This is a genomic window from Spirosoma fluminis (genome assembly GCF_054778895.1).
Window position 1 is genome coordinate 36,596 of record NZ_BAAGZD010000019.1, and the last position, 11,312, is coordinate 47,907.

Here is an 11,312-nt window from a genome sequence, read left to right on the forward strand (position 1 = left end):
GTAACGAAACAAGCAACGAAATAGTAAATCGGTGCTCAATAATACTACCCAAATAGGCCCGTGTTGTTCACGCCCAGGGCTTGTTTTCGAAGTAACGGGCAACGTATCGTTTTACTAATCGGTCAGCAAACGATGCGCCGGGCTCAGTTCCTGACCGCTACGCCGGGAGAAATACCCGGAAGGTGGCCCCTTCGCCGGGCCGACCTTCAGCGGCAATGTATCCCTGGTGGTTTTCAACAACTTTCTGAACGATGGCTAAACCGATGCCCGTTCCCTGATATTCGGATCGGCTGTGCAGCCGCTGAAACACCTGAAAGATTCGCTCAGCGTGGTGCGGCTCGAATCCGATACCGTTGTCGGCTACCTCGATCAGGTGAAACTCACGGTCCAGATCGGCGGGTAAAACCGTGATCGTTGTCTGATGCCCTATTACTCGCTTCACCGTAATCGTGATTTTTGGACGCTCGGCGCGGCCAGTCTGCACAAACTTGAGCGAGTTGCTGATGAGGTTCTGAAACAACTGACGCAGCTGCGCCAGGTCCCCGTTCACCTTGGGCAGGGTGTCGACAAGTACGCTGGCCTGTTTCTCAGCAATCGCATTTTCGAGATCAGTCAAAACCTCCTGAATTAACAGGTTCAGGTTCACGGAATGGATCGCTTCGCGTTTAGTCGCAATACGTGAGTAGGCCAGCACATCCTTAATCAAGACCTGCATCCGGGCCGCTGCCGACTGCATGCGGTTAATCATATCACTGCCTTCCGGGCCCAGCAAAGGAGCGTATTGACTCTGGATAACATCGCCAAAGGCCTGAATTTTGCGCAGCGGCTCCTGCAGGTCGTGCGACGCAACGTAGGCAAACTGTTCCAGGTTTTTGTTTGATCGCTGCAACTCGACGACCGACGTTTCGAGTTGCTTCTGCAGCCGTTTCAGCGGAGTGTAATCGCCAAAGGTCACCAGGACTTCATCGCCCATCTTCGTCGACATGATGTCGAGCCAGACGTCGATCCCGCTGCCATCATAATGAAAATCAAACCGCAGCGTTTCGCCGGTAACGTAGGTGTGCCGGTAGCGTTCAAATAAGGTATTGGTCTTGTAATCGGGAAACCACGTGCTGCCCAGCGCGCCAATGACCGTTTCGGGAGACTGACCAACGTACGACGCTAATTGGCGATTGGCCACCCGAAAGCGAAAATCGACAACGTCGCCCGTTTCGTCACGAACGGGCGTAAACAGAAAAATGCCTGTTTGTGACGTATCGATAACGGTTTGTAATTCTACGGTCAGCCGTTCGAGCTGCTGCTGGGCCCGCTTAAGCTCCGTGATGTACTGAAACACGGTGAGCACATCCGTACCCTGTTTGACCATGGTAATCTCGGCCCACAAATCGACCTCGTCGCCCAGGAAGTGCTGTTCGTACTGTTGGAGTTCGCCCGTTTGCAATACGGCTTGCAGGCGATCAAAAAATCCCTGCTGGGCGGCCACAGGAAACATGGAAAAGAGCGTATTTCCCTGCATATAATCCAGCGGCCGGCCCGTAGCGGCAGCAGCTACCGGATTCGCGAACTTGTAGCTGAAATCGATAACAGCTCCCTCGTGGTTCCGGATCGGCTCATACAACACCAGAGCGGTCGGAGAGCTGTTCACAATGGCCTGAAGCAGATCCGCCGTTTGCTCAACGTCCATCGACGCCCGCTTCTGTTCGGTAACGTCGGAAAAAGTCACCACCAGTCCGTCGCCGAGCTGGCGGGTCGATACGTCAAACCAGTTGTCGAGTCCATCGTAGTTATACCGTATTACGTCGCGCTTTGGCTCACCGCTTTCAACGGTTTGCACATACAGCGAAAACAATCCCGATTCGGTCGTACCGGGCAGGTTCGTTAGCAGCGAATTTGCCAGCAGGGTTTCAAGCGGAAAGCCCAGCAACTGTCCGGCTGATGCATTGCCGATAACGTACCAAAAGTCAACAATTTCCCAAGCTTCGTTACGGATAGCTTCCAACGACATGATGCCGCTAGGTGAACTGTTGAGAATGCTGTTGAGCAGATTGGCCTGTCGTTTATTGTCTTTAGCAGCCTCCTCGAGTGCCTGCTGGGTTCGTTTGAAATCGGTGACCGACGCGAACGTAACCACTAATTCATCCTGACCAATTTTGCGCGTATTGATATTGACCCATTGATCCAGCCGACCATCGTTGTAGTACGTTTCGATGAACTGAGGTTCGCCGGTCTCCAGCGTTTTAACGTAAACGTCGAAAATCCCCGCTTCGCGCAGACGCGGACGAAGCTCCAGATCACTATGCCCCAACATTTCGTCGACGGTTAACTGCACAATCTTGGCCGCCTGCCGGTTGGTGGATTCGATCAGAAAATCCACAATATCGCCATCCGCATTTCGAATTGCCCGCCCGGCAATAATGCCGTTTGAACTGGCATCCAGGACGCTATTCAGGAAGTTGGCCTGCTGCTCAATCTTCAGCGCAGCCTGCTTACTGTCACTAATGTTGGTATACGTCACAACAAGGCCATCGCCAAAGGGCGAAAGGTCCATGGTGTACCACACATCTCCGTAATAGATGGATTGAAGGTGGCGCGGTTCACCCGACTCAACTACCTGAATGTACTGATCAAACAAACCGGCCTCGCGAAGTCCCGGAAAAGTCGCCAGTGCGCGTTGACCAACCAAGTCGCTAATGGCTCGCTCCCGAACATCTGCCCCCGCTTTGTTGATGACAGTAACCGAAAAGTCAATAATCTGACCAGCCTCATCACGAACGGCCTCCAGCGCTTTAATACCGCTGGGAGAGTTATTCAGTACGCTGTGGAGCAGGTCGGCCTGCTGCTTGTTGTTGCGGGCGGCTCGTTCTACCTCCAGAGCCGCCTGTTTGCGCTGGGTGATGTCGTTGAAAGTAATTACAAAACCGTCGCCAAGTTTCACAACGGACATTTCGTACCAGCAAAGCCCGTCAGCCTTAGGATACGACGTTTCGAACCGGGCAGGATACCCCGAATCAACTACCCGAACGAACTGATCGAATAAATTAGCTTCTTTAACACCCGGCAGTTCATCGAGCATCGACTTACCGACAACGGCATCGGTCAGCGCCATCATCTGCCTGGCAGCCGTGTTGAACCGAACAAACCGAAAATCGACGATAGCTCTAGACTCGTTCCGGATGGCCTCGTACATGATAATGCCGTTCAGGGAAGCCTCTAAAATACCGCTCAGCAAATCGGCTAATTCGGGTTGAATCGAAGGCTGCTGATCTCGTGAGTTCACGTTCCGAACAACCACCAGAATACCATCGCCCATCCGCGAACGGGTAACATGAACAAGACCATGACCCAGCGGGCTGAGAAAGTTGAATTCCTGGGGTTCACCAGTCTGCAGAACAGCCCCGTACTGGCGAAAAATCGGTTGCAGAAAGGCCTGGCGCTGGCTGTCGCCCCCAAACATCCGCTCGCCGACATCAGCCTGAAACAACCATTTGGTTAGGGTACGTCCTTTCTCGTTACTGTAGGCAACCAAAAAATCGATTAACTCGTCCTGGTCCGTACGAACCGATTTCAAATAAAAGGCGGAATCAGGAAGGGCATCAAAAAATTGAGCAAAAAGAGCATCAGAAGGCTGATCGGTTGACATAGAAGACGTAACGCAGACGCTGATAAGTATAGCAAGTTACTTATTTTACGCCACACTCATTTTTACCTCGCTCCTTTAAACGATTGGGTACGATCTCAACAGGTTTCAGATCAATCGGTTGGCGTACCGGTTACCGCTGTATTTTTTAACAGACAGCCTCTTGGTTTACAATTGCTGAACCACAGAATTTACTCAGGCCCCTGCTTATCAAATTGGCAGCATCAAGAGCGCATTCGTGGCCACATACACGATCCTTTCAACAAAACACTTCGCTTCGTGGCCGTTTCGCCGTATTTTTACTACTTACAACACTCGTCTAACGAATGACTTCTCATCCAACTCTCTCCTGGCAGAACCGGCTGCTTTTAGTGGCCGTTTTTTGGGGACTGGCTCCCGCCCTACAGGCCCAGGATGCCCCTACGTACCAGACGCCCCCGAAACCACTGGCTGATCTGGTTACGGTGCCGCCGACGCCGGGCGTCAGTGTTACCAGCAAGGGCGATGTTATGCTGATTCTGGAGCAGGCTGCCGCCCCAACCATTGCCGAACTGGCGCAGCCCGAACTTAAGCTGGCGGGCTTACGCATGAACCCGGCCAACAACGGTCCGAGCCGGGCCCGCTACGTAACGGGTCTGAGGCTGAAAAAGCTGACAGCCAAAGAGGAAGTGGCCGTGAAGGGATTGCCAGCCAACGCGCAGATCAGCTACGTGCAGTGGTCACCCGACGAAACAAAGTTCGCTTTTGCCAACTCGACAGATACCCGAATTGATCTCTACGTAACCGATGTCGCGACGGCAACCGCGACCAAAGTAGGCAGCGCTGCGCTGAACGCCGTGATGGGTACGCCCTACCGGTGGGTATTCGACAGCAAAAGTTTGATTGTGAAAATGATACCCGCTTCGCGCGGTAAAGCTCCGGAAGAGAGCCGCGTACCGGTTGGTCCAACGGTTCAGGAGAACGTAGGCGGCAAGCGTGGTCAGGCCCCCACGTATCAGGATCTGCTCAAGAATCCGTCGGACGAACGGCAGTTTGCGTATTACGCCACGGCGCAGGTGGTTCGATTAACCCTCGGCGGACAGGCCACTCCGATTGGCCAGCCGGGTATAATTGCCTCTGCCGACCCCTCGCCGAACGGGCAATACGTCATGATCGAAACAGTGCATACGCCGTTTTCGTACCTGGTTCCAGTCTACCGTTTCCCGTTGAAAACCGAAGTTTATGCCATAGCGGGTTCGCTGGTGAAAACGCTGAACGATGGTCCATTGCAGGAAAGCGTACCCTACAGCCGGGATGGTGCTCCGACGGGTCCGCGCGATTTCAACTGGCGGGCCGATGCCCCGGCTTCCGTTTATTACACCGTTGCGCAGGATAACGGCGACCCCAAAATAAAAGCCGACGTTCGGGACAAAGTCTACCTGATCGACGCGCCTTTCTCAACTCAGCCAAAAGAGATTTACGCGGCTCAGTTCCGGTTCGACAATTTTGTGTGGGGCAATGAGTCGGTAGCGCTGGCCAGTGAACGCTGGTGGCAGACCCGTAAAGAACTTACGAAAACGGTTAACCCCAGTAACTGGCAGACCGACGTGCTGTTTGATCGCTCCTACGAAGACCGGTATAGCAACCCAGGTGACCCCGACACGAAGCACAACCAATACGGCCGGGAGGTGCTGAACCTGCTGCCGAACAATGAGCTTCTGCTGATAAACGCGCAGGGTGCCTCGCCCGAAGGCGACCGTCCGTTTGTGAGTTTGTTAAACCTGAAAACCAAACAGTCGAAACAGCTTTGGCGGTCGGCGGCCCCGTATTTCGAGCGGCCTGTCGCTATACTTGACGCGGCCAAGCAGGTCATTCTGACCACGCGCGAAACCCCGGATGAAAACCCGAACTACTTCGTCCGGAATTTAAAAGCGCGGATAGCGCCCATTCAGGTTACGCAGTTTCCGCATCCGTACCCCCAGTTAAAAGGCGTTCAGAAACAACAGCTTCGTTATAAACGTAACGACGGCGTTGACCTGACGGCTACCTTGTATCTGCCCGCTGGTTATAAGAAAGAACAGGGTCCGCTCCCCACGTTTTTATGGGCGTACCCGGCCGAATTTAAAAGCAAAGATGCCGCCAGCCAAGTCTCCGGATCACCATATCAGTTCAATCGGATCAGCTACTGGGGTGCGGCTGCGTTTGTCACCATGGGCTACGCGATTCTCGATAACGCCAGCATCCCGATCGTTGGCGAAGGCGACAAAGAACCCAACGATACGTATGTCGATCAACTGGTGGCCAGTGCCAAAGCGGCTATTGACGAAGGTGTTCGGCTGGGCGTTGTCGATTCAGGCCGGGTTGGCGTAGGCGGTCACTCGTACGGCGCTTTTATGACCGCGAACCTTTTAACGCACAGCAGGCTGTTCAAAGGGGGTATTGCCCGCAGTGGCGCGTATAACCGTACCCTGACGCCATTCGGATTCCAGAACGAACAGCGCAGCTACTGGCAGGCTCCGGAGGTATACAACAAGATGTCGCCCTTCATGAATGCCGACAAAATGAAAACGCCCTTGCTGCTGGTTCACGGCGAAGCGGACAATAACACCGGTACGTTCCCGATCCAGTCGGAGCGGTATTACAACGCCCTGAAGGGCTTCGGTGCCACCACTAAACTTGTGTTCCTACCCTACGAAAGCCATGGCTACACCGCGAAGGAATCGCTGCTGCACATGCTGTACGAGATGAATGGCTGGCTCGACAAATACGTAAAAAATGCCCCAGCGGATCAGGGTGGCCCCCAGGCTGGTAAGCTGGGTGGCGGTAAATAAATGAAGCGTACCGACGATTGACCGTTCGTTAATAAAGTGATTACTTGCTGTTTGCCTGATTTGTAAATTCACGACTAACAGATCACTATCAGATACCTTTAGTCTCTACTACGTATGGCAGATCGTCGTCACAACTTCACTATTTTTCCGCAAAGCTATAAGTATGGCTGCTGGCTGGCCGCTACGCATTCGATGAACATGTATAACATCTATTGGGGATATTATTCTGGAATGCCTTGGCCAGTGTCGCTGTATGATAATTCAGTGAATTACTACGACAGCTGGCTTGGCCAAAACCAGGGATTACTCATGGATAGCGGCATTCTAACGGAATTTGCGTCCAGAAACCGGTTACAGTACCAGCGACTGTACGGCGATACCAGTGTGGTGGGCAGTAAGATCAGTCAATCGCCGGTGATGGTAGCGGGCCGGTTAGCGGGTAGTGGTAACGATTCGCATTTCTTTGTTGTCACGGGCATTAAAAATGGGAAAGTGTACTGGAGCGATCCAAAACCCGATGGGCAGGCCAGCTCAGGCGTTACGACCTTTGCCGATTTCAAAAAAACGCACCCCAATGCCTTTGAACACGCATTCTGGTGGGGGTAGCGCTACGTTCTCGTAAACAAAATGATTAGGTTTTCGGGCGTTTGTCTTTATACTCTAAAGACAAACGCCCGTTTTTATGAAAATCCGCTTTTTTGCAATTGCCGCTGTGCTGTTACTTGGCGTTTCGAGCCTTGCCTTGATTCGGCCACAAGCCGATGGATGGGTTAGCCTCTTCGACGGAAAGACGCTCAACGGCTGGAAAGCCGCCGAAAACCCCGCTACGTTCAGTGTTCAGGACGGAGCTATCGTTGTATTTGGGCCCCGCGCTCACCTGTTCTACGATGGACCGGTGAATAATCACAATTTCAAAAATTTCGAGTGGAAAGCGCAGGTGAAAACAATGCCTGGTGCCAACTCGGGCATGTTTATCCATACAGCTTATCAGGAAAAAGGCTGGCCGTCTCAGGGCTACGAAATTCAGGTGAACCAGACGCATACCGACTGGCGCAAAACGGGCAGTGTGTACGCCCTTCAGGATGTGAAAGATGTGTACGTGAAAGACGACGAATGGTATACAGAGCACATCATCGTCAAGGGTAAAAATGTGACCATCAAGATCAACGACAAGGTCATTAACAATTATACTGAACCCGACAGCATCAGCCGAAGCACTTCCGGCAAAAAGCTCAGCAGCGGCACGGTTGCCCTCCAGGGCCATGACCCCAAGAGTAAAGTGATGTTCAAAGACATTATGCTGAAAGTACTGCCTGATTAACCGGATTGGCAAACCTAAACAGCCGGGTGCAAATGAGGAATTGACTCATTTGCACCCGGCTGTTTTTATATCAGATTATCTGAACTGCTGAATGCTGTAATCACGGGACTGCAGTTTGGACCGATCGCCCATGGCTGCGCTGATTTCACCAATTCGCGCGTTGATGGTGTATACCCGGCCATTCACGGCCACGTTGGTCGTTGCCTGAAAATAACCGTTTTCATCCGTTTTCACGACCGAGGCCGTCTGCCAGTTGTCGCTGCTACGTACCTGTGCAACCCGGCTTCCTCCGCCGGTTACCACGTACAGATCATTGTTGGACAAGGTGAGTCCATCGCCGGGCAGCGCACCCGTGCCCGTAATCTCCGATACTGCATTGCCGTTTTGCAAGTCTACCTTGTAGAGTTTACCCTGTCCCGTATTGGCCACAATCAGGTAGCCATTAGGATGGTAAACAATTCCATTCAAACCAAACGTAGGGCTGGAAAACCGCATATCATCCCGAACCAGAACGCTCGCTTCTCCCGACGGGGTTACTTTATAAATAACCGGCGAAAACGAATCCGTTACGTAGACGGTACCGTCGGGTGCCAGGGTGAGGTCGTTGGCGAAATTGGGTTCGGCCGCGGGCAGCAGGGCATCGAGGTCAATCCGGCGTTCCAACTGGCGGGTATTTAAATTAAACACCACCAGTTCGGCCGTCTGGCGGATCGTCTGGGGTGTACTTTTGTCCGAAGCACCCTGATCGTTGTTGCAGACCAGCACGCGCCCATCGGCCACTTTGATTCCGTTACAACTGATAAGCGCCGGGTCCGACAGCAGGTCTTCGTAACGGCCATCCGTATCGACCGTTCCGATCTTTCCCTGCGTTACCGACGTCACCAGGAACTTTCCGAGCTGCGCCGAATAGGTGATGCCTTCCGGATATTGCCGCTCGGCGATAAAATTTATTCGTTCGGGAAAGGGGGCATTGGGGCTGTCGCGGTGATCTTCGCAGGCCGACAAACCACAGGCCGCAATCAGTACGGTTACAGGCGTAAACCAGTTCGTTTTCATTGAATAAACGTTAAGTGTATGTGCTATAGCCAGGCATTACGTATGCCAGAGACACAAATAGTTACTTAACCTTTTTGTTTCAAAAATTTTAATCTGCGGGTCTCACTACGTATCGCGGCTGATTGCCGTAGCTCAGTACCTGCCCGGCGGTAAAACCATCTGCCTTTTTTTGAGTTATGAGCTTTAGATAACCACTACAATGTTATGGAACATTTCACCACCTTAACCGAAGCCATGGAAGACCTGCGGGCACGCGGTTACACACACGAATTTGGTCCCAAGAAAGATTTTCTGGAAGAAAAGAGTACCGAGACAAAACTGAAAAGTGAAGAGTTTAACGTAGACGAGTTTCACCGGTTCGAGGGCACCTCCGACCCCGGCGACGAAATGACGTTGTACGCTATTACAGCCTCCAATGGCATGAAAGGCGTGTTCGTATCGGCGCAGGGCACCTACGCGAATGAAGTGTCACCGGAACTGATGGCTAAATTCAACGTGAGTGACCGGGCTGAGGTCAATACCGATGGAGCCGTTAAACCGATCAACACGTTACCAACAGGCCAATAAACGTTTTTGTCATATTTGCAAGAAAAAAGTCCGGAACCTTTCAAATTTCCCGGACTTTTTTCTTATATTTGCGGCCTTTACAAAAAACGCGTCGTTCTTTTTCGTGCTGATATACCATGAAGTTATCCGAATTCAAATTTGATTTACCCGAAAGTCTCATTGCCAAGTACCCGGTTGAACGGGGTGAATCACGATTGATGGTCGTTGACCGTAAAACCAAAACCATTGAACACAAGCAATTTTCGGATATACTGAGCTATTTCGGCGACGGTGATGTGATGGTGATTAACGATACCAAAGTGTTTCCGGCCCGGCTCTATGGAAATAAAGAGAAAACCGGTGCTAAAATCGAGGTTTTTCTCCTGCGCGAACTGAACCGCGAAATGAAACTCTGGGATGTCCTGGTTGATCCGGCCCGCAAAATCCGTGTAGGTAATAAACTGTATTTCGGGGATAGCGATCTGGTCGCTGAAGTCATCGACAACACCACCTCACGGGGACGTACCATTCGTTTTCTGTTCGACGGCAACCACGAAGAGTTCATGAAAGCGGTCGACGAATTAGGCGAAACTCCCCTACCCCGCGAAATCAACCGCGAGGCCGAAACTTCCGACCGCGACCTATACCAAACTGTTTTTGCTCAGCACGTTGGCGCAGTAGCGGCTCCAACCGCCGGCCTGCACTTCACCCGCGCCATGATGAAGCGGATGGAGATTAAAGGCATTCATTTCGCGCCCATTACGCTTCACGTAGGTCTGGGTACGTTCCGGCAGGTTGACGTAGAGGATCTGACCAAGCACAAAACGGATTCTGAAAACTACCGAATTGGTGAACCAGCCGCCCAGACGGTTAATACGGCTCTGGACGCGGGCAGGCGCGTATGCGCCGTAGGTACTACGTCCCTCAAAGCCATTGAATCGTCGGTATCGGCCAACAGCCGCCTGAAACCGGTTGAAGGCTGGACAGACAAGTTTATTTTCCCGCCTTACGATTTCAAGATTGCCAATACGCTGCTTACCAGCCTGCACTTACCCGAGTCGATCCTGATTATGATGACTAGTGCGTTTGGTGGACATGAGCTGATTAAACATGCCTACGAAGTAGCCATCAAGGAGAAATATCGTTTCTTCAGCTATGGCGATGCCATGCTGATTTTATAGGTCATTTGGTTGTTTGTCGGTTTGGTTGTTTGTTTGCCTTATGCAGGTAACCGACAAGCAACCAAACCCTCAAACCACCCCACGCTTTGCCATTATTGTTGCCGGCGGTAGTGGCAGTCGGATGAAGACCGATATTCCGAAGCAGTTTCTGCTAGTTGACGGCAAACCCATTCTACAACATACGATTGAACGGTTTCTGGCCGTTTCGCCAGCTCCTCAGCTTATTCTTGTGCTTCCAGCCCGCGACTTACCTACCTGGGTCTCCCTCTGCGAACAGCACAATTTTTACCCGACTCCTGCGTCTCCTATTCTGACAATTCCGGGTGGCGCAACGCGCTTTCAATCAGTTCGGAACGGATTACGTAGCATTGCCGCTCCAGAAGGTTTAGTAGCCGTACACGACGGGGTGCGTCCGTTTATTTCACCGGAGATTATCGAAGCAAGCTTCCAGACGGCCGCCCTTACCGGATCAGCAGTGACCTGCGTACCCGTAAAAGATTCGGTGCGGGTTGTTGACGCCGATGGCCGAAGCCGGGCCGTGGATCGGAGTCAGTACCGGCTTGTTCAAACCCCACAAACGTTTCAATTAAATCGGTTCCGGACGGCCTTTCAGGGCGAAGAACAACCGTTCTTCACCGACTGCGCCAGTGTGGTGGAACATGCGGGCTTCCCTGTTACGTTGATCGAAGGCTCCTACGAGAACATTAAAATCACCACCCCCGAAGATCTGAGATAACGGAGACTAAGTTCTCAGCTATCAA

8 protein-coding genes are annotated in these 11,312 nt (G+C 52.2%); 6 read left to right on the plus strand and 2 right to left on the minus strand.

All coding sequences use genetic code 11. The features are described from left to right. Window positions 1–157 precede the first annotated feature (157 nt). Window positions 158–3,640, minus strand: coding sequence for a PAS domain-containing sensor histidine kinase (locus ACYVBJ_RS19200; protein ID WP_460983924.1), 3,483 nt, complete (start codon window positions 3,638–3,640; stop codon window positions 158–160). Between the two features lie 323 nt (window positions 3,641–3,963). On the opposite strand from ACYVBJ_RS19200, the gene ACYVBJ_RS19205 reads away from it, so the two are divergent. The 3 genes from ACYVBJ_RS19205 (at window position 3,964) to ACYVBJ_RS19215 (ending at window position 7,768) form a co-directional block, all read left to right on the plus strand. Continuing rightward, the gene (locus ACYVBJ_RS19205) at window positions 3,964–6,447 is read left to right on the plus strand and encodes an alpha/beta hydrolase family protein (protein WP_460983925.1); all 2,484 of its coding nucleotides are present in this window, start codon (window positions 3,964–3,966) and stop codon (window positions 6,445–6,447) included. Between the two features lie 114 nt (window positions 6,448–6,561). After that, on the plus strand, window positions 6,562–7,053 hold the full coding sequence (locus tag ACYVBJ_RS19210; protein WP_460983926.1) for a papain-like cysteine protease family protein: 492 nt from the start codon (window positions 6,562–6,564) through the stop codon (window positions 7,051–7,053). 76 nt (window positions 7,054–7,129) lie between these two features. Next, window positions 7,130–7,768: a 3-keto-disaccharide hydrolase gene (locus ACYVBJ_RS19215; RefSeq protein ID WP_460983927.1), complete on the plus strand. Its 639-nt coding sequence runs from the start codon at window positions 7,130–7,132 to the stop codon at window positions 7,766–7,768. A gap of 75 nt (window positions 7,769–7,843) precedes the next feature. On the opposite strand, the gene ACYVBJ_RS19220 is transcribed toward ACYVBJ_RS19215, so the two are convergent. Beyond that, entirely contained in the window at window positions 7,844–8,824 is a 981-nt protein-coding gene (locus tag ACYVBJ_RS19220) for an SMP-30/gluconolactonase/LRE family protein (RefSeq protein ID WP_460983928.1), read from the minus strand. Window positions 8,825–9,028: 204 nt separating this feature from the next. Here ACYVBJ_RS19220 and ACYVBJ_RS19225 point away from each other — a divergent pair, with 204 nt between their 5' ends. The 3 genes from ACYVBJ_RS19225 to ACYVBJ_RS19235 all read left to right on the plus strand — a co-directional run bounded on the left by ACYVBJ_RS19225 (window position 9,029) and on the right by ACYVBJ_RS19235 (window position 11,287). Next, window positions 9,029–9,391: a hypothetical protein gene (locus tag ACYVBJ_RS19225; RefSeq protein WP_460983929.1), complete on the plus strand. Its 363-nt coding sequence runs from the start codon at window positions 9,029–9,031 to the stop codon at window positions 9,389–9,391. 116 nt (window positions 9,392–9,507) lie between these two features. Beyond that, complete coding sequence (gene queA, locus ACYVBJ_RS19230) at window positions 9,508–10,551, plus strand: tRNA preQ1(34) S-adenosylmethionine ribosyltransferase-isomerase QueA (RefSeq protein ID WP_460983930.1); 1,044 nt, start codon at window positions 9,508–9,510, stop codon at window positions 10,549–10,551. Window positions 10,552–10,591: 40 nt separating this feature from the next. After that, window positions 10,592–11,287: a 2-C-methyl-D-erythritol 4-phosphate cytidylyltransferase gene (locus ACYVBJ_RS19235; RefSeq protein WP_460983931.1), complete on the plus strand. Its 696-nt coding sequence runs from the start codon at window positions 10,592–10,594 to the stop codon at window positions 11,285–11,287. The last annotated feature ends 25 nt before the right edge of the window (window positions 11,288–11,312 follow it).

What these genes read in the sequence shown, in the direction of transcription:
- ACYVBJ_RS19215 (WP_460983927.1), top strand. Translation starts at nt 7,130, where the DNA reads ATGAAAATCCGCTTTTTTGCAATTGCCGCTGTGCTGTTACTTGGCGTT.
- ACYVBJ_RS19220 (WP_460983928.1), bottom strand. Translation starts at nt 8,824, where the DNA reads ATGAAAACGAACTGGTTTACGCCTGTAACCGTACTGATTGCGGCCTGT.
- ACYVBJ_RS19235 (WP_460983931.1), top strand. Translation starts at nt 10,592, where the DNA reads ATGCAGGTAACCGACAAGCAACCAAACCCTCAAACCACCCCACGCTTT.
- ACYVBJ_RS19205 (WP_460983925.1), top strand. Translation starts at nt 3,964, where the DNA reads ATGACTTCTCATCCAACTCTCTCCTGGCAGAACCGGCTGCTTTTAGTG.
- ACYVBJ_RS19210 (WP_460983926.1), top strand. Translation starts at nt 6,562, where the DNA reads ATGGCAGATCGTCGTCACAACTTCACTATTTTTCCGCAAAGCTATAAG.
- ACYVBJ_RS19200 (WP_460983924.1), bottom strand. Translation starts at nt 3,640, where the DNA reads ATGTCAACCGATCAGCCTTCTGATGCTCTTTTTGCTCAATTTTTTGAT.
- ACYVBJ_RS19225 (WP_460983929.1), top strand. Translation starts at nt 9,029, where the DNA reads ATGGAACATTTCACCACCTTAACCGAAGCCATGGAAGACCTGCGGGCA.
- queA (WP_460983930.1), top strand. Translation starts at nt 9,508, where the DNA reads ATGAAGTTATCCGAATTCAAATTTGATTTACCCGAAAGTCTCATTGCC.